This window comes from Corynebacterium felinum (assembly GCF_030408755.1).
GTDB classification, from domain to species: Bacteria; Actinomycetota; Actinomycetes; order Mycobacteriales; family Mycobacteriaceae; genus Corynebacterium; species Corynebacterium felinum.
The window spans coordinates 674935-693766 of sequence record NZ_CP047209.1; the positions used below are offsets into that span (position 1 = coordinate 674935).

Sequence of the window (18832 nt, forward strand, 5' to 3'; positions counted from 1 at the left end):
CCACCAAGAACAACGCAACGCCATAGCTGCGGGGGCAATCAACTAAGCCAACGCTAATCCCGTGGTTCTGTCATTTCTTTGGTCAGAGCGTACAATGAAAAAGTTAAAATCATTTCGGTGAACAACCCTACGATCACCGAACAAGATGCGATCGTTTCCTCATCAAGGTTTGAGAGAAAACTCACAAACCCCAAGGGTTGAGGTGGCGACAAAGCTGTGCGAACAATACTAGAACGAAGTAAAGGAACGTAACTCGTGTTTGGACTTTCCAAGATGCTCCGCATCGGTGAAGGCCGCAAAGTAAAGCGCCTTCAAAAGATCGCAGAGGAAGTGCTTGCTCTCGAGCCCAAGTACGCTGACCTGACCGATGACGAGCTCAAGGCAAAGACCGCCGAATTCAAAGAGCGCATCGCAAACGGCGAAAGCGTCGACGACCTCATCTTGGAAGCCTTCGCCGTAGCCCGCGAAGCCTCCTGGCGCGTTCTCGGACAAAAGCACTACCTAGTGCAGGTCATGGGTGGTGCAGCACTCCACTACGGATCCGTTGCCGAAATGCGCACCGGTGAAGGTAAAACCCTCACCTGTGTGCTCCCCGCATACCTCAACGCCCTTGAAGGTAAGGGCGTTCACGTTGTTACCGTCAACGATTACCTCGCCAAGCGCGACGCTGAATGGATGGGCCGCGTCCACCGCTTCCTCGGTTTGGAAGTCGGCGTGATCCTTTCCGAGATGCGCCCGGAAGAGCGTCGTAAAGCATATAATGCCGACATCACTTATGGCACCAACAACGAGCTTGGCTTCGACTACCTGCGCGATAATATGGTGCACTCCTTAAGTGAACTGGTGCAGCGCGGACACCACTACGCCATCGTCGACGAAGTTGACTCCATCCTCATCGACGAAGCCCGCACCCCGCTGATCATCTCCGGCCCAGCCGACGGCCCTTCGCACCTCTACAGCATCTTCGCCACACTCGCACCGAAGATGAAAGACGGAATCCACTACGAAGTCGATCACCGCAAGCGCACCGTCGGCGTGAAAGAAGAAGGCGTGGCCTTCGTCGAAGACCAGCTGGGCATCGAAAACCTCTACGCGCCAGAAAACTCCACCCTCGTGTCCTACCTCAACAACGCCATCAAGGCGAAAGAGCTGTTCACCCGGGACAAGGACTACATCGTGCGCAACGGCGAAGTGATGATCGTCGACGACTTCACCGGCCGTGTGCTCGACGGACGCCGCTACAACGAAGGCATGCACCAAGCGATCGAAGCCAAAGAAAAGGTGGAGATCAAAAACGAAAACCAAACACTTGCCACCATCACCCTGCAGAACTACTTCCGTCTCTACGACAAGCTCGCAGGTATGACCGGTACCGCCGAAACTGAAGCAGCCGAGCTGCACCAGATTTACAAACTCGACGTTGTACCCATCCCAACCAACCGCACCCCACAGCGCGACGACCTGACCGACCTGGTGTACAAGACCCAGGAAGCAAAGTTCGCCGCCGTTGTCGAAGACATCGTCGAACGCGTTGCCAAGAACCAGCCAGTGCTAGTGGGCACCACCTCCGTGGAACGCTCCGAATACCTCTCCCAGCTGCTGCAGCGCAAGGGTGTCAAGCACAACGTGCTCAATGCGAAGTTCCACGCCCAAGAAGCCCAGATCGTGGCAAAGGCAGGTCTGCCAGGCGCGGTGACTGTTGCCACCAACATGGCTGGCCGTGGTACCGACATCGTGCTCGGTGGTAACCCCGACATCATCGCTGATATCGAACTGCGTGCCCGGGGCCTCGACCCGATCGAAACCCCAGACGAGTACGAAGCAGCCTGGGATGAAGAGCTGCACAAGCAGAAGGAAAAGTCGGAAAAGCTTGCCGAAAAGGTGCGCAAGGCCGGCGGCCTTTATGTGCTGGGCACCGAGCGCCACGAATCGCGCCGCATCGACAACCAGCTGCGTGGTCGTGCCGGCCGTCAGGGCGACCCCGGCACCACCCGTTTCTACCTGTCTATGCGCGATGATCTGATGGTGCGTTTCGTCGGTCAAACCATGGAAAACATGATGAACCGCCTCAACGTTCCAGACGACGTGCCAATCGAAGCCAAGATGGTGACCAATTCCATCAAGGGCGCCCAAGCGCAGGTGGAGAACCAGAACTTTGAAATGCGCAAGAACGTGCTCAAGTACGACGAAGTGATGAACGAGCAGCGCAAGGTGATCTACCGCGAGCGCCGCGAGATCCTCGAATCGGCAGATATCGAGGCTAATATCCAGTCCATGATCGACGAGACCATCTCCGCATACGTCAACGGCGCGACCGCCAACGGCTATGTTGAAGACTGGGATCTGGACGGCCTGTGGAACGCCCTTGAAGCACTCTACGGCCCATCCATGACTGCACAGGAGCTTATCGACGGCACCGAATACGGCAACGCAGGGGAACTGTCCTCCGATCAACTGCGCGAAGCTATCTTGGCTGATGCTCACAAGCAGTACGCAGAACTCGAGTCCATGATCTCCATGGTTGGTGGCGAGGCGCAGATGCGTAACCTTGAACGTCAGGTCATTTTGCCGATCATTGACCAGAAGTGGCGCGAGCACCTCTATGAAATGGACTACCTCAAGGAAGGTATCGGCCTGCGTGCGATGGCTCAGCGTGACCCTCTGGTGGAATACCAGAAGGAAGGCGGCGACATGTTCAATGCCATGAAGGACGGGATCAAGGAAGAAACCGTTCGCCAGCTGTTTATGCTGCGCCGCACCTTCCAAGCCCAGGCTGAGGCTGCGCTTGCTGCCCAGGCTGCTGCTGAAGGCGATGCTGATTCCGACGGCACCGTCGAGGTTTAAGAATTTTCTCGTGCACAGGCCAGTGACTCACTGGTCTTAAACAACCCGCATATTGCGCAGAATCATTGCGCTGTGTGCGGGTTTTTCAATGAGCGCGGTATAGGCATAGTGATTATCGCCCACACTGAGTGTGCCGTAAAGGTCGATCAGTTGGGATGAATCCGGCACTTGGAAGGAGGCGCTGCCGTAGAAGTCATTGCGTGCGCTGGTTGTTCCAGTATCGAGATGCTGTGATTCTTTATTCATACGGCGCAGCTGAAGGTTGCAGGAGTGCAGTACCAAATGGGTGCGGTTTAAACCGAGTCCGTTGCGCAGCCTCGCGGCGATGTGGCGGCGTACAGCGGGGTCGAACATCTCCGGCTTTAAAGTTTTGAGCGAGCGTTGACCAAAAGCACAGGCTAGGCCAATTGTGACCAAGGTTCGTGCGCTGTGTGCTGTTTCGGGGGCGAGCTGGAGGTCAGCTGTGGTGTTGTGAATCGGATGAGCGTAGGGCTGGAAGGATTTGAGCAGGGCTAATCCGGGGATGGGGGTATACATTGGCTTAGGCCTTTCTGTGGTGAGCATGAAGGCGTTGTCAATGCGGGAGCACGGTGTGTGGTAGGTGCGAGGTGGAAGATTCTACCCATACTTCCTATACTTTTGCCAACCTAAGAAGAGTTTGAGGGGGTAAATGTGTAAGAATAATGGGCAGTAATTTGTTCAAATTATTTTCTAGGGTGTCTAAGAGTCGATCTTAGGCCAAAATTTTAGTGTGTGAGGTGACATTCATGGCAATGCGTGGCCTGATTGTAGATTTTGTTGGTGTGCTCGACGGTACAGATGAGGATCAGCGTCGCTGGCGCAATCTTTTACAAGCACTGCGTGCCCAAGGGGTAGGTACTGCGGTGCTGTCGAATAACCCAGGCGGTCCTGCTGCGGAGCCGGTGCGGGTGCTGGCCACCCAGGGCATTGTGGATGCGGTTATTCTTTCTGGTGAAATCGGTGCGGAAAAGCCGGCTACTGAGGCGTTTCAGGCTGCGGCTGATGCGATTGATCTGCCGATGCGTGACTGTGTGATGGTGGATGACTCGATCTTGAACGTGCGCGGCGCGGTTGAGTCGGGTTTGGTGGGCGTCTACTACCAGCAGTTTGATCGTGCCGTTGTGGAGATTCAGGGCTTGTTCGATCTTGAGGGCGAATTCTAGTGCGGGTCTATATTCCGGCAACGTTTGCCATGTTGCAGCAGCTTGAAAGTAGCGGGGTTTTCTCGGCACGTTCTGGCTACGGCTTTGCGGTGACCCCTGCTTTGCGCGAGTTCTACCGCGAGGGGGAGGAAGAGGATTTCGCGGAGTTCGCTTTTGATGATGCCGCGCGCGCGTCTATTCGGCTGCTGGCGATCGGGGATGTGGAGCAGTTCCCACACCGTCGGGTCGTGGTTTCGATCGATGTTGAGGATGCGCAGGTTTCACTTGAGCCGGATCTGGGGGAGACGGTCGTGAGCATTAAACCGGCGCAGATTGCGTTTGAGCAGGTCGCTGCCATTCATATTGATGTGGAGTCGAGCGAAGCCGCCACCGCTGCCGCCATTGAGGTTATTGATGCTGCTGATCTGGGTGAGGAGGGCGCTGAGCTGACCGTTGGCGATGCGCTTGATAATTACCTTGCCTGGTATGACCCGTCTGAACTGGGAATTTTAGTGCAGTTGCTCTAAGCGTATCGACGTCGCCACCACGCCCCATTCCCGTTGCGGTCGCAGTGCGCGGGCATCGTGGGCGTGAGCAGTGTGCGGTGTGACGGCGTCGATACGCATCAAAGCCACCTTCTTTTTCTCCTCTGTGTGGGGGAGTGCGGGAGGTGGCTTTGTGTTTGTTTGCCTGCGGTAGCGCTCTGACGTGGGGGGAGTCAGGGGTGTTTGGGGTGGGAATATGCGCGGCGTGGCGTTTTGAACAATAGCTTACGCTGGCGTAGGCTACGGTAGAGTAAGTTTGGTGTGTTGAACTACCCGCACACCCACACCACGCAAACAGCCCGCCGCATAGCCAGGAAGTGAACTGCGCAACAACGCTTATGACAACCATCAACCCGCCCACACCCACCCCACCCGCAGCGAAAGTTAAAGACCGCCTCGCCGGGTTGCGGGGCATCCTCACCCGCTTTACCACCCCACTTCTACCCGACGACTACGCCGTGATGCTCAACCCACTGTGGTCCACCCGCGAACTGCGCGGAAGCATCGACTCCGTACGCAAAGAAGGCGACGTCGCCCACCTTGTCATCACCCCCGGCTGGGGAGTGCCCACCACCTTCGAAGCAGGGCAATACATCGGCATCGGCGTAGAAATCAACGGCCGCTACACCTGGCGCAGCTACTCACTGACCAACGCACCAGGAACCAGCAACGGCAAACTCAGCATCACCGTGCGCGCCGTGGAAAAAGGAAAACTCTCCAACCACCTCGTGTCCACCATCGCACCAGGTACCACCGTGCGCCTAGCCGCACCCGCAGGGGACTTCCACCTGACTAACACACTGCCCGAAAAAATCGCCTTCATCTGCGCCGGAACCGGAATCACCCCCGTGATCTCCATGCTGCGCACCCTGAATGAACGCGGACAATTCGACAACACCCACGTCACACTCATCTACTCCGTGCACGACCGAAACCAACTATTCTTCGGCGATGAAATCCTCGCACTAGCAGAACGCACCCCCAACTTCCACCCACACATCCAAATCACCAGCGACAACGGGCGCATCACTCCAGACAACATCGCCAAGATCTGCCCAGACATCACCGAGCGCACCCTCTACGCCTGCGGACCCGCGGCCATGCTCAACGACTACGAACACTGGGCGAAAGAACACAACCTTATCCTCCGCACCGAACGATTCACCCTCGAGCGCGACTCTGATGCCCAAGGCGGCGACATCGACTTCGGCAACGGACGCCACACACACGCCGATGGCGCAACCACCATCCTCGAAGCAGGCGAAAACGCCGGAGTACAACTACCCTTCGGATGCCGCATGGGCATTTGCCACACCTGCACCCGCACACTCAGCAAAGGCCACGCGCTCAACCTCGTCACAGGAGAAGAACACGAAGAAGGCGCCCGCATCCGCACCTGCGTATCCGTAGCCTGCGGCAACATCGCAATCAGCTAACCTCCAACCCCTTTCGAAGAAAGAACAGTACCCAGCTCATGGCAATCGACAACATCAAGGTCTACGCACACCTAAGCGACGAGGACATCGCCGAAATCGGACGCCGCCTCGACGAGATCAAAAACGACATCATGTCCGACCTTGGCCCCAAAGATGTCGGCTACATCAAAAACCTCATCCGCCTCCAACGCTCACTCGAAGTAGCAGGCCGACTCACCCTGCTGTTTTCAGGCAACAAGCCATTCTGGTGGGCAGGCACCAGCATGCTCACCTTCGCCAAGATCCTCGAAAACCTCGAAATCGGGCACAACGTGCTGCACGGACAATGGGACTGGATGAACGACCCAGAAATCCACTCCACCACCTGGGAATGGGACATCGTGTGCCCATCCAGCCAATGGATGCACTCCCACAACTACGTCCACCACACCTTCACCAACGTCCTCGGCATGGACAACGACGTCGGATACGGCATCCTGCGCGTGACCCGCGACAAAAAATGGAGCCCACTCAACGCCTTCCAGCCTGTGATTAATCCCATTTTGGCGAGTGTGTTCCAGTGGGCGGTGGGCTACTACGACGTCGAACTCGGGCGCTTTTTCTCCGGGCGTGTTCAGTGGAAAGACATCGAAGAAAAATTCTGGGAAACCACCACCAAAGCAGGCAAACAAACCCTGCGCGACTACGTGCTCTACCCAGCGCTATCCGGACGCAACTTCAAATCCACCATCGTGGCAAACCTCACCGCCAACACACTGCGCTCCGTATGGGCCTATGCCGTGATCTTCTGTGGACACTTCCCCGACGAAGTAGAAACCTTCACCAAAGAACAATTCAAAAACGAAGACCACAACCAGTGGTACCTGCGCCAAATGCTCGGCTCCGCCAACTTCCACGGCGGCAAACTGCTGACCATTCTCTCCGGTAACCTCAACTACCAAATCGAGCACCACCTCTTCCCCGACATGCCCTCCAACCGACTAGCGGAAGCAGGGGAAAAAGTACGAGCACTGTGCTCCGAATTCCACCTGCCCTACAACGTCGATTCCTTCCCCGCACAGCTGTTCAAAGTGCAAAAAACACTGCTCAAACTCACACTGCCCAACAAATACCTGCTGGCAGACCCCGACAACGCACCAGAAGTGCGCTCCAACCGTGCGTTTGAGAAAAACCCCCAGATCGAATCGCAACTTCTCCACGGGGAGCACAACGGGCAGCGCCGCGGACTCATCCACGGCCTTGGCATGCTCAAGCAGCTGCGCCCTGGTGTTAAAGATGTGATCATGCACTACACCGGTCGCACACCACAACGCATGGCTAAACGCGCTCGCGTGGCGCTCGCCCGCTAACACACACAACAACACACGCCGCACCCTCGACTTTTACGGTGCGGCGTGTGTTGTTTCTTGCGTATCGACGCCGGTGAAACTCAACGCTTACACTGGTGCGGTATTAATCCCACTCAATGTTGGTACGCAACGCAGCCAGCAATTTCCGAACAGCCTGCACCCTGCGACCCGTGGGGGAGTCTGCCTCAAAAGAATCCAACTGGCACTCCGGATCAGCAGGTGGCCCCATATGCGTACAACCACGAGGGCATTCCTCCACCGCTTCGCGAAGATCATCAAACACCCCCACCACGGTATCGGCATCCACATGGGCTAAACCGAAGGAACGAATACCGGGGGTATCGATAATCCAGCCATTATCTTCCAAGCGTAAAGCCACCGCCTGAGTTGAGGTATGACGACCCTTACCCACGCCCGAAACCTCACCAGTTTCACGCTGCGCATGAGGCACAATGCGGTTGACCAACGTCGACTTACCCACGCCCGAATGACCAATAAGCGCAGTGATATGCCCATCAATTACCTTCATCACGGCATCGAGAGGATCATTCATCCCGCAGATCACCACAGGAACATTCAGCGAAGAAAACTCCGCAGCAAACTCCGTAGGATCAGCCAAATCAGACTTCGTTAAACAAATGATCGGCTGCAAATTTCCCACAAACGCCGCCACCAACGCACGCTCAACAAAACCCGCACGTGGGGGAGGATCCGCCACCGCACACACAATCAACAACTGCGACGCATTCGCCACCACAATCCGTTCAAAAGGATCAGTATCATCAGCGGTACGACGCAGCACACTTGTACGCTCATCAAGCTTGACAATACGCGCCAAAGAACCAGGGCGACCAGACGTATCACCCACAATGCCCACACGATCGCCCACCTCAACAGGGGTACGCCCCATCTCCCGAGCCCTCATGCACACAATGGGATTGCCCTCATACTCGCGCCCATCCAGCACCACACCCCAGCGGCCACGATCCTTCGTCACCACCATGCCAAAAACCGCGTTGTCATGCGTAGGACGATCCTTCGTCCGCGGCCGCGAACCCTTACCTGGGCGAACCCTCACATCACTTTCATCCCACTGCGAACGAGAACGCGAATACCCACTACGACGTGCCACGCTACGCCTTGCCCCCTTGCACCATTGCAGTCCACATGTGCTCAAAGCCCGGAAGAGTCTTCGACGTCGTGGCAATATTCTCAACACTCACACCAGGGATCACCAAGCCAATGATTGCACCAGCCGTAGCCATCCGATGGTCCGCATAGCTTAACCACTGACCACCGCGCAGACGCGCAGGGCGGATGAGCAAGCCGTCGGCAAGCTCTGTGCAGTCACCACCCACAGCCGTAATCTCCCTCGTCAACGCCGCTAAACGATCAGTCTCATGGCCCCGCAAATGCGCAATACCCCGAAGCCGCGACTCAGACGTTGCCAACGCCGCCAACGCCGCCACCGTCGGAGTCAACTCCCCAATATCCGACATATCAATATCAATGCCACGCAGCCTGCCCTGTGGCGGACCCGTCACCGTCAAATCAAAACGCGACCCCTCAGCCTGCAGCTCAACCGAACAGCCCATCGACTCCATAATGTTTCGAATCGCATCACCAGGCTGCGTTGTTGCCACAGGCCAATGCGGAATCGTCACGCAACCACCCGTCACCGCAGCCGCCGCTAAAAACGGAGTCGCATTGGACAAATCCGGCTCCACCCGCCACGTTCCCCCACGAATCGGGCCAGGAGACACAGTCCACTGATGCTCCACAGACGTATCCACAACAATGCCAGCCTTGCGCAACATATCAACCGTCATCTCAATATGCGGCATCGACGGCAACTTCCCACCCACATGGCGAACAGTCAACCCCTGCTCAAAACGCGGCGCTGCCAACAACAACCCAGAAACAAACTGCGAGGAGCCAGAGGCATCAATTTCAACCACACCCCCAGCAACACCGCCACGGCCAACCACCCGAAACGGCAACGAATCATTCTCCGAGGCAATGATCTCCACACCTAATGCCCGAAGACCAGCTAAAATGCCCCCCATTGGGCGTTTTCGGGCATGCTCATCCCCATCAAACAACACCGTCCCGTGCGCCAACGCCGCAATAGGCGGAACGAAACGCATCACGGTACCAGCAAGCCCACAATCAATCGCACCACTAGTCACCTGCTCAATCGGGTCGACATGTACACGAGTATTCGCCGGATGCGACTCATCCGCCTCAAACTCCACGCGCGCGCCCAACCGCTCTAAGGCCCGTGCCATTAACTCAGTATCCCGACTCAACAACGCACCCGAAATGGTGCTCGGGGAGTGCGCTAAAGCAGCCAACACCAACGCACGGTTAGTAATCGACTTAGAGCCAGGGACAGTAACAGTCGCAGACACCGGATGATGGGCAACCGGGGCTGACCACAACGGGAAAGAAGAAGGACACGAGGATTGAGCCATAAAAACAATAGTATGCCATGTAGACAACCAGAGGCCATGTAGACAAAACTAAGAAGTTATGTGTGGACGATTCGTACTCTTCGCCTCCGACGAGGAAATCATGGCAGTACCTGGCTTCCCTGTCGTCTATGCCCCACACGGGCTGCCCAAAGCACGCTACAACATCGCGCCCACCCAGATCATTCCCATTATCCGCACCGGTGACACACCGGAAGAAATAGTGATCGAACCAGCCCGCTGGGGGCTGATTCCCGCGTGGAAAAAAGACCTGAGCGGTGCACCGTTGTTTAACGCACGAAGCGAAACACTCACCCACAAACCCAGCTTCTCCCACGCATTTCGCACCAACCGCTGCGCAATCCCCATGTCAGGATATTACGAATGGAAAGACAAACAACCCTACTGGATCAGCACCGGTGACATTGTTTATGTAGCAGGGCTTTTTGACACAGGGCTCAACCGGCTTTCTGCCACCATGGTCACCACCGACGCCATACCCCCACTCGATAGCGTCCACCACCGAATGCCCCGTTTTCTCGAACCGGACGAACTCCGAATCTGGCTGGGGGAAGACATACAGGCAGCAACGCAATTACTGCATCCCACCAGCCACGAAATGGTGAGCACCTTTACCATCAGCCCCGCGGACCCACGCGTGGGCAACGTCAAAAACGATGATCCCGATCTGATCAACAATCCAGCGCTGTTTTAAAGCACAGTGGGACGCTAGATCGCTGCAATATCGGCAACCTTAGCATTGGTCAGGTGCACGAGATCATCGGCAGAAAGTTCCACGTCCAACCCGCGCTTGCCGCCGGAAACAAAAATTGTATCGAAAAGCTGCGCGGACTCATCAAGCACGGTAGGCACCGGCGTTTTTTGTCCAAGGGGCGAAATGCCACCCGGGATATATCCCGAAGACTTTGACGCATCGTGTGGATCTGCCATCGTTACCTTCGGTACTCCCAGCGCTGCAGCAGCTTTTTTCAAACTCAACTGATATGCCACAGGTAAACACGCCACCGCAAGCTTCCTTTTGGGCCCCACCCCAGCGGTCAAATCCACCATTAAGGTTTTAAAGACCCGCTCAGGGCTGACCTGGAGAGCCTCAGCAGCCTCCTGTCCAAAATGAGACGTCCCCGCTGAAAAGCAATGGGTCACATAACGTGTCTGCGACTCTTCCAAAACCTTCAACGCCGGAGTAGCTGCATGCACTTTCTTCTTGCCCATAAACTCAATGTTTACACCACGCTGAGTCAAAAAACTAACGTGAAGAGCATGGATTTGGTGCGCACCACAACGCTGTCAACGGTGAAAACCACCACAAGAGACCTGTGTGTACAAAGCTCAACTGGTGCAGCTGCTTCTCGTATTTTTACCGCACAAAGGCTGTAGCACGTCTAATATTAAGGGTGGGGTAAGGATGCACGGTAAGCTTTCTTTCGGAAGAAGGTACACATGTTTCGCTGACACTCTCATAAGGAGGTGAACCCTGTAACCGCGATGGCTACCACAACTTCAGCCGCCAAAGATACGGGACTTCGACAACGCTTCGAAGAAGAAGCACTGCCACTGTTGGATCATCTTTACAGTGGTGCATTGCGAATGACGCGCAATGAGACGGATGCGGAAGACTTGGTTCAAGAAACCTACATGAAGGCATTTCAATCGTTTGCCTCCTTTACTCCAGGGACAAACCTGAAGGCTTGGTTGTACCGAATTATGACCAATAGCTACATCAACGCCTATCGGAAAAAACAGCGCCAGCCGCAACACACCAGCCACGAAGAGGTGACGGACTACCAGCTTCTGACCACATCTATGCACGAGGCCATTGGATTGGAATCTGCGGAAGTTGAAGCGCTGCGCAACATTCCCGATGGGACAATTGCACACGCCATGATGGAACTCGCCGACGATTACCGGATGGTTGTTTACTATGCTGACATTGAAGGTTTTGCATACAAGGAAATAGCTGAGATTATGGGTTCTCCGCTCGGTACTGTCATGTCCCGGTTACACCGTGGAAGAAAAATGCTCCGTAGTGCGTTAATAGATGTAGCGAAAGAACGAGGATTTTCAGTCGACGATTCCGCGTCCGCACACTAGCACTCCGTGGCACAATTGTGCCTATAGCAACAACCCACTTTCATACAGAAAACAGGCTTCTATGACCACCTCAGATCGAGCGTCAGAAAACTCCACCCCACTGGTGGCTGACGAAGAATATTTAGAGGCACATCCGGTGCTGAAGGAACATCCGGATTGCGCAGATCTACATGTCTTCCTCTATCAATTTGTTGATCATGAAATGTCCGCGCAGGACCGACAGCGACTAGAACAGCACATTGACGCATGCCCCGACTGTGCCGAAATGGTCTGTGCGGAAGAACAGATACGCCAAGTGCTCCAGCATGTCTGCGAAACAAATGCCCCAAATTCCTTGCGACAAAAAATCCTCCAAGGATTGCACCAAACTCATGATCCCTGTGTCTAGGGACTAAAGAAAAAACTAACCCTTTCCTTGTATAAGGAAAGGGCTAGATTTGCGTGTGCCCCTAGCACCATGGAAAAGGTGCTAGGGGCACACGCGGTATTGGGCTAAAACTTAAGCGTTTGGACGCTTGCCGTGATTAGCCTTCTTCTTGCGACGATCCTTGCGCTTACGGCCACGCTGGCTCATGGTGCTCTCCTTATAAAATTACGAAGGGAATATCAGCTGTCCACTTTACTGGGTGGCAGTAGCTACGCGAAAATCAGTGGGGGAGAAACATTCTACCAACAGCGGTTTACTCGATTGCACAACCCTAGTGGAAAGCGCTCGCATCACCTGTGCGGTAGACATGTGTAAAGAGATTACAACGCGACGCGTGCGCGACCACGGCCACGATTCTTACGACGCTTAAGCGCGCGACGCTCGTCCTCGCTCATACCGCCCCACACGCCAGCATCCTGGCCGGTCTCCAACGCCCAAGCCAAGCACTGGGAAGTCACAGGGCAACGATTACATACAACTTTAGCTGCAGCAACCTGGGCCAACGCGGGGCCAGAGTTACCGACAGGGAAGAACAGCTCAGGGTCTTCATCACGACAAACTGCTTTATGGCGCCAATCCATAATAAATACTCCTTGTGAAAAAGAATCAGTGCAAGAAGAAGGAACTTTCCATAGAACGATGAAAAGTTACTTCACAATTAATGGTGAGAGTTTCTTGTCAAGAGTGCTCCACCGTATTCACGGAAAGGTTCGACACTTGCGCTATGCCGAACATACAAACCGATCACACTGGGGTGCCACGACGCTGGGTTGGAGAAACTTTCGGTAACCCCCAAAGTGTTTCTCGCATCTGCCTAGATAATTCCGCTTCGGCTGAATAGTGAGGGAAGAAGACACAGAGCAAAACCTGTGAAATATTCCATTTTATGTTCAGCTTTCACTTATCTAAGAGCCAGCTGCGAATAGAACCTGAACTCTCATTAAGTTTCTATCCGCGATTTGCTCTGTCAAAATGATCCCACGTTCGCCGGAACTTGGCTAGAGTTTCGGGTGATTTTGTGGCGAGAATCACAAAAGTTGGGAAGTGTAGCAGGGATCGTGATGGGATGGCGTCGGCGATTTTCTCTGATAAAAATCTGCTATCTATTGATTTGACCTGCGCTTTTTCTGAAGTGTCATACGAAGTAATGATCCGTGATTCGTCAAATCGAAACGGCCACCCCCTCGTTTTTCACACCCGCGCGACAAAAAAGACGTCAGACAAGTGGGTTTACCCCCGTACGTGGGGAGGTTGTCTAAGGGGGAAGCTGCAGGTGACTTGTTAGCTTAACTATTCCTAAGTGCATAAATGGGTGGAATATTTTCACTGCGATAGCCTTCGAGTAGCTCACCCCCGACTTGTGGGAAAACGACATTCACCATGCCCGATTGATAAGGTGTTGAACATGAATGGGGGTGGAATGTGTACATTTTCCGCATAGGCTACGGCTATTTTTACTACCTGCGTACATGTACTGCGCCCACACCTTTGTGTTCAGGGCGGCTGGGTGCTCCTGTAGCGGCCTCGTGGCACCAGCTACACTGTTTTTGTGAGTACTTCTGATATACGACCACCGGCACCACTGTTGTGGGCGGCGCTAATTGCCGGCATCCAATCCGTTATTGGGCTTGGCTATGCCACGCTTTTGATCATTCGTGAAGCAGCAGGTTACCGCGACCCATCGATTGTCTACGAATCCGACCACGCCAACACGTTTGTTGGATACGGGACGGCAATCTTTTTCATCATCATCTTTGGCACTGTCCTCGTCGGCGCGATTTTCATGGCCAAAGCAAAACGATGGGGCCGTGGCCCTGTGATCATGCTTGAAATCTTGTTGCTGCTTATTTCTTATTACATGTTCAGTGCAGGACAAGTGGCAATGGGATTAGCCACAGCGCTCTCCGCAATCCTTGCACTCGGCATGCTCTTTAGCCCCCGTGCCGTTGCCTGGGCGGCAGCTACCTACTAAACACAAAAAGTGGCCTTGAGTCTGATAGAACTATCGAAGACTCAAGGCCACTTTCGTCTGTGGTGCGAATACACCTTGCACACATTCGTGGGAGGGATCAGGCAGTTAACTCAGAGTTTTATGCACGTGGGCGATAGACAACAAGTTCGTGTCCTTGTTTCTCAACAAGGTTCTTCCCCGAACTCTTCAAGGCAGTCGTGCCACTAAAATCACCGCGGTCAAGCGGGAGGGAAGAAACAACCTCCCCTGTGGTCCAATCCGCCACGTTGATGCCCGAAGCAGTCGGATAAACCAACGATGACCCGACATTGATAGGTGTGCCGATGGCATCGTCGAAGGTAAAGAGAATATCTAGCTGGGTGGGATGGAGCACATACAAACGCGCCCCATCGAACCATGTAATGTGGTGCGGCAAATCTGCCACAGCCGGGGAATATACCCCATTCGCCTGATCGACGGCGGGGGAGGCTGCGACAGTGGAGGTACTACGAAGCGTGCCCTCGGCGTCGAAAAGCATCAGAGAAGGATGATCACCCGGAACATACACCGCAACCGCACTACTCGTCACTCCCACAACCTGCGCATGCGGCGACGGCAGCGGAGCTTCAAACGTTAATTCAGGTTTTCGTGAATCTTCCGGGGTTGTGCCAATCACCCGCAGATAACCGATATCCTCACACTTGTGTGCCACTGCCAACACATCGGTGCGAGTCAGCGCAGAATTAATCTCACACTCCTCATACGGCTGCATTTCCGGCTCTTGCTTCGCCTCAACGCGACCAAACTCCACTGTGCGCACCAAATCATTACGCCACAGCTCCACACGCGTGGAAGCAACAACGCCCACACGGTCATTGGACGCCACAGGGGCGACCACTGGAGGGGCAATGGAGGAACGCGTGGACGAATAATTGCCCGTTAATGCATCAATGCTGACCACCTCACCGCAACCCAATCCGCTGCGGTAGCTAATAATCACTTCACCCCATCCATGCGCCAGCGAACAGACATCCAACTCACGGCGATACTCCCACACTTTATCGCCAGTGGCAGGATCAAATGCACTTACCGTCGACCCATCATGGCGGTGCTGTGTATCATCAGCCCCCACCAACGTTTCCGCCCCATTACTGACAGAGATCAGCAAACCCCCAACAATCACAGGGGCAGGGACATCAACATCAAAAGCAACCCGCATAGCCTCCTCATACCCCTCGGAGACTCGCGTTGCAGGCAACGGCTCTAGGAAAGGGGACTGCGCCGGAGACAATGCGGACAAACGAATGGGGGCAGTCCACCATGCACCAGCAATACACACCACACAGATCACGGCGATTATCACTGCGACTACACGATGGTTCTTCCCGTGAATTAAGGTGGGAATGCGGGCGTGAGAATTCATAGGCATTAACCTCTTGTACTAATCCTGAAACCTCTGCGTAGGACGCGAACGGTGACGCGAACGAGACGACTGCTCACGACCCGAACTCCGCTGCGCACGACCAGCCTTACCCACACGGCCACTACGGGCTGACCGCTGACCCCGACTACTACCACGATTGCCCATAGAACGGGCAGAAATGCGAGCACCGAACACGCGCTTGGCCGAACCTACCTGATCGGTGGCATCGTCTGGAATATTCAAAGCAGCAAATAGCTCAGGTGAAGTACTGAACCACTGCGGAGGCTCACCGATACCTAACTCGAGTTCGTCATCGATATTCTTCCACTTATTCAACTCATCGTACCCAACCAACGTCACCGCAGTTCCGGAATGCCCAGCCCTGCCAGTACGGCCAATACGGTGCACATAGGTCATCGGATCATCTGGAGTTTGATAGTTGATCACATGGGTGACATCGTCAATGTCAATGCCGCGGGCAGCAACATCCGTGGCTACCAAAATATCAATCGCCTGCGCACGGAAAGCCTCCAATGAAGCCTCACGGGCCTGCTGGTTCAAATCGCCGTGCACTGCCCCCACACTAAAACCGCGAGCAGCAAGATCCTCAGCCAGCTCGGCAGCGGAACGTTTGGTTCGGGTGAAAATGATCGTGCGACCGCGGTCTTTCGCTTGCAAAATCCGGGCGATACAACTTGGTTTATCCATCCGGTGAGAAGCGAAAACAATCTGTTGAGTACTTGCATGAGTCGCGCTGGTATCAGTCTGTTCGGCACGAATATGGACCGGCTGATGCAAGAAAGTACGTGCTAAGGAAAGCACCGCGCCGGGCATTGTGGCGGAGAACAGCATCGTTTGATGCTCATGTGTTAACGCCGACATGAGTTTTTCCACATCTGGGAAGAACCCAAGATCAAGCATTTCGTCAGCCTCATCCAGCACCAAAATGGCCACTCGGTCGAGTGCCAAAATATTGCGGTGATACAAATCCAACAAGCGGCCAGGGGTACCCACCACAACATCGGCGCCGGACTTCAGCAGCTGGGTTTGTTCCTCAATTGGGCGCCCACCATAAATGGTGCGTACCTGGATAGGGGTGTATTTGGCTGCCCTAGCCAAATCATCGCCAACCTGAACCGCGAGTTCACGAGTCGGAACAACCACGAGTGCGCGACAAGTGCCATCTAATTCCTCAATATCTGCAGAGTCAAACACTCGATCGAGCAGTGGGACGCCGAAGCCATAGGTTTTACCCATGCCCGTGCGCGCTTGGCCAATCAGATCACGCCCCTCTAGCGCAATGGGGAGCGTGAGCTCCTGAATTGCAAAAGTGTGGGTGATGCCCATCTCGAAAAGAGCGTGGGTGATTTCGACCGCAACACCGAGAGAGAAAAAAGTTGGCTGAGTATTTTTGTCCGACACACAATAAATACTACTGTGCGTACACACATAACGGAGTCCTCGGGTGAAAACGCAACCCCCGCACACCGAGTATTCGCCCCGCACGTTTCTTCATGCTGCCACCGTGCGAAGTAGATTGTGAAAGACACAACGAAGAATGTGTCATATCACCCAATACGTGCATGTCGGTACAGAAACTGGTGTGCATCCGAAGGTGGAAAGATCTATCACATGCCCATAATGAATGCACGTAAAGATCACACTACGAAGAGTGTATAGGTGCAAAAATACGGGTTTTCTAGGTTAAGATGGGGGCGCATATTTCATGTGTGTTAGGTCTAAGTGAAGGAGAGAAGAATGGACATCAAGATTGGTTTCGCTGATTCCCCGCGCGAACTCGTCGTCAGCAGCAATGAAAGTCAAGAAGAGGTTACGGCAAAGGTATCCGAGGCTCTTCATGCTGGCGTCGGAGTTCTCGAACTCACCGATGATAAGGGGCGACGCTACCTCGTGCGCAACGATCGCATCGCCTACGTTGAGATCGGTGCACTGACTGCCCGCACTGTAGGTTTTGCAGGTGCCTAATAGCAGTGTCTGGCAACGCTGAAGATCCGCGGTCTCGGCGCCCTCAACGGCGAAATCCCGTGCCACATCGCGAACATGCAGTGGCGCGGGATTCTTCCGCACATCCCAAACGGGCCCTACCGCCCCAAAACACGCCCCCACAACGAAGCGCTGATGAGTCTTTTCTTGTGCGTTTCGCAAGGCAGTACGGTTGGCGTGCCTACGCTATCCCGGTGCTCGCAGTCATCACACTGTGGGTGCTTTACGACGTCGTCACGCACCCGATCGAAAACTCACAGTCGCTGATTGCACAAGCATCACAACAGCAAAGCAACCCTGATAACACCGCGACATCCAACGCCGAACAAGGTGGCGAAAACAGTCGCGGTGCCGGACCCAGCCCTGCCGGAAAACAACTCCCTGCTTTGCAAGCCACCCAACTGCCCAACGGTGGTTCTTTTACAGTCAAAGGCACCGGTCACTATCGCACAGTAGGAAAACCTGGTGCGGCAGCGGGGCAAGGGACGGAAAAAACCTTCCGATATGTGATTGAAATTGAGGAAGGGATTAATACTGCTTCCTATGGTGGTGATGACGCTTTCGCGGCCATGGTTGATGCGACTTTGACGAGTGTTAAGGGGTGGACACATGATCCGAGGTTCCGTTTTGAGCACATTCAGGCCAGCGATGGTGTCGAGCCTGATCTGAGGATCCAACTGACGAGTGTTGAGACCACGCATGCGACCTGCGGTACTGATATTGCGATGGAAACGTCATGTTTCTACGCGGTGGGGAACAGGGTTGTGATCAACGAATCACGGTGGGTTCGCGGTGCTACTCCTTTCCAAGGAGACCTTGGTGGTTACCGCCACTATTTGATCAATCATGAGGTGGGGCATGGGATTGGTTTTGCCCAGCATGCTCCGTGTGGTGGAAATGGGCAGCTGGCTCCGGTGATGATGCAACAGACCATGAGTTTGAGCAACACAGAGCTTTTTGCCATTAACCCGCAAGAAACCTACAAAGATGATGGTTTTGTCTGTATTGCTAACCCGTGGCCGTATCCACACGCCTAAACCGTGATATATAGTGCGCTCTTCTTCCCCACATTTTTCAGTTTGGGGAAGAAGGGTTTTGACGTTTCAT

20 protein-coding genes are annotated in these 18832 nt (G+C 54.5%); 11 read left to right on the forward strand and 9 right to left on the reverse strand.

Going from position 1 to position 18832, the window contains the following annotated elements:
- Nucleotides 1-255 precede the first annotated feature (255 nt).
- Nucleotides 256-2844 (forward strand): preprotein translocase subunit SecA, encoded by a 2589-nt coding sequence (secA, locus tag CFELI_RS03020; protein WP_277104725.1) that lies wholly within the window; start codon nt 256-258, stop codon nt 2842-2844.
- A gap of 36 nt (nt 2845-2880) precedes the next feature.
- Here the strand turns inward: secA and CFELI_RS03025 are convergent, their stop codons facing one another.
- Nucleotides 2881-3381 (reverse strand): hypothetical protein, encoded by a 501-nt coding sequence (locus tag CFELI_RS03025; RefSeq protein WP_277104726.1) that lies wholly within the window; start codon nt 3379-3381, stop codon nt 2881-2883.
- A 236-nt stretch (nt 3382-3617) separates the two neighbouring features.
- Between CFELI_RS03025 and CFELI_RS03030 the strand changes: the two genes are divergently transcribed.
- Entirely contained in the window at nt 3618-4028 is a 411-nt protein-coding gene (locus tag CFELI_RS03030; RefSeq protein WP_277104782.1) for an HAD family hydrolase, read from the forward strand.
- A complete protein-coding gene (locus CFELI_RS03035; protein WP_277104727.1) occupies nt 4028-4534 on the forward strand; it encodes a DUF6912 family protein in 507 nt (168 codons plus the stop codon). Before CFELI_RS03030 ends, CFELI_RS03035 begins: the two co-directional genes overlap by 1 nt.
- On the opposite strand, the gene CFELI_RS03040 is transcribed toward CFELI_RS03035, so the two are convergent.
- Nucleotides 4517-4642, reverse strand: a complete 126-nt coding sequence (locus CFELI_RS03040; protein ID WP_277104728.1) for a hypothetical protein — start codon at nt 4640-4642, stop codon at nt 4517-4519. The genes CFELI_RS03035 and CFELI_RS03040 overlap by 18 nt on opposite strands.
- A 248-nt stretch (nt 4643-4890) precedes the next feature.
- On the opposite strand from CFELI_RS03040, the gene CFELI_RS03045 reads away from it, so the two are divergent.
- Together CFELI_RS03045 and CFELI_RS03050 are read left to right on the forward strand one after the other, a co-directional pair.
- Nucleotides 4891-5988: a ferredoxin reductase gene (locus tag CFELI_RS03045; protein ID WP_277104729.1), complete on the forward strand. Its 1098-nt coding sequence runs from the start codon at nt 4891-4893 to the stop codon at nt 5986-5988.
- A 38-nt stretch (nt 5989-6026) separates the two neighbouring features.
- Nucleotides 6027-7337 carry a fatty acid desaturase family protein gene (locus CFELI_RS03050; protein ID WP_277104730.1) on the forward strand — a complete coding sequence of 437 codons (1311 nt, stop codon included), beginning with the start codon at nt 6027-6029 and terminating at the stop codon, nt 7335-7337.
- A 103-nt stretch (nt 7338-7440) separates the two neighbouring features.
- Here the strand turns inward: CFELI_RS03050 and rsgA are convergent, their stop codons facing one another.
- Both rsgA and aroA read right to left on the reverse strand, forming a co-directional pair.
- Nucleotides 7441-8469: a ribosome small subunit-dependent GTPase A gene (rsgA, locus tag CFELI_RS03055; RefSeq protein WP_277104731.1), complete on the reverse strand. Its 1029-nt coding sequence runs from the start codon at nt 8467-8469 to the stop codon at nt 7441-7443.
- 1 nt (nt 8470) lies between these two features.
- The gene (gene aroA, locus CFELI_RS03060; RefSeq protein WP_277104783.1) at nt 8471-9820 is read right to left on the reverse strand and encodes a 3-phosphoshikimate 1-carboxyvinyltransferase; all 1350 of its coding nucleotides are present in this window, start codon (nt 9818-9820) and stop codon (nt 8471-8473) included.
- A gap of 49 nt (nt 9821-9869) precedes the next feature.
- Between aroA and CFELI_RS03065 the strand changes: the two genes are divergently transcribed.
- Complete coding sequence (locus tag CFELI_RS03065) at nt 9870-10523, forward strand: SOS response-associated peptidase (protein WP_277104732.1); 654 nt, start codon at nt 9870-9872, stop codon at nt 10521-10523.
- 14 nt (nt 10524-10537) lie between these two features.
- Here CFELI_RS03065 and ybaK read toward each other — a convergent pair whose 3' ends face one another.
- Nucleotides 10538-11041: a Cys-tRNA(Pro) deacylase gene (gene ybaK, locus CFELI_RS03070; RefSeq protein WP_277104733.1), complete on the reverse strand. Its 504-nt coding sequence runs from the start codon at nt 11039-11041 to the stop codon at nt 10538-10540.
- A gap of 273 nt (nt 11042-11314) precedes the next feature.
- Between ybaK and CFELI_RS03075 the strand changes: the two genes are divergently transcribed.
- On the forward strand, nt 11315-11920 hold the full coding sequence (locus CFELI_RS03075; protein WP_277104734.1) for a sigma-70 family RNA polymerase sigma factor: 606 nt from the start codon (nt 11315-11317) through the stop codon (nt 11918-11920).
- Between the two features lie 202 nt (nt 11921-12122).
- Complete coding sequence (locus CFELI_RS13610) at nt 12123-12308, forward strand: anti-sigma factor family protein (protein WP_353959548.1); 186 nt, start codon at nt 12123-12125, stop codon at nt 12306-12308.
- A 111-nt stretch (nt 12309-12419) separates the two neighbouring features.
- On the opposite strand, the gene CFELI_RS13670 is transcribed toward CFELI_RS13610, so the two are convergent.
- Together CFELI_RS13670 and CFELI_RS03085 are read right to left on the reverse strand one after the other, a co-directional pair.
- A complete protein-coding gene (locus tag CFELI_RS13670) occupies nt 12420-12494 on the reverse strand; it encodes a 50S ribosomal protein bL37 (protein ID WP_370443781.1) in 75 nt (24 codons plus the stop codon).
- Between the two features lie 173 nt (nt 12495-12667).
- The gene (locus tag CFELI_RS03085) at nt 12668-12928 is read right to left on the reverse strand and encodes a WhiB family transcriptional regulator (protein ID WP_277104736.1); all 261 of its coding nucleotides are present in this window, start codon (nt 12926-12928) and stop codon (nt 12668-12670) included.
- Between the two features lie 968 nt (nt 12929-13896).
- Here CFELI_RS03085 and CFELI_RS03090 point away from each other — a divergent pair.
- Nucleotides 13897-14319, forward strand: coding sequence for a hypothetical protein (locus CFELI_RS03090; protein WP_277104737.1), 423 nt, complete (start codon nt 13897-13899; stop codon nt 14317-14319).
- A gap of 118 nt (nt 14320-14437) precedes the next feature.
- Here CFELI_RS03090 and CFELI_RS03095 read toward each other — a convergent pair whose 3' ends face one another.
- Nucleotides 14438-15727: an Rv3212 family protein gene (locus CFELI_RS03095; RefSeq protein WP_290259404.1), complete on the reverse strand. Its 1290-nt coding sequence runs from the start codon at nt 15725-15727 to the stop codon at nt 14438-14440.
- Between the two features lie 12 nt (nt 15728-15739).
- A complete protein-coding gene (locus CFELI_RS03100) occupies nt 15740-17143 on the reverse strand; it encodes a DEAD/DEAH box helicase (RefSeq protein WP_277104739.1) in 1404 nt (467 codons plus the stop codon).
- Between the two features lie 336 nt (nt 17144-17479).
- On the opposite strand from CFELI_RS03100, the gene CFELI_RS03105 reads away from it, so the two are divergent.
- Both CFELI_RS03105 and CFELI_RS03110 read left to right on the forward strand, forming a co-directional pair.
- Complete coding sequence (locus CFELI_RS03105) at nt 17480-17707, forward strand: DUF3107 domain-containing protein (RefSeq protein WP_277104740.1); 228 nt, start codon at nt 17480-17482, stop codon at nt 17705-17707.
- Between the two features lie 167 nt (nt 17708-17874).
- Nucleotides 17875-18762 carry a DUF3152 domain-containing protein gene (locus CFELI_RS03110; RefSeq protein ID WP_277104741.1) on the forward strand — a complete coding sequence of 296 codons (888 nt, stop codon included), beginning with the start codon at nt 17875-17877 and terminating at the stop codon, nt 18760-18762.
- Nucleotides 18763-18832: the final 70 nt, after the last annotated feature.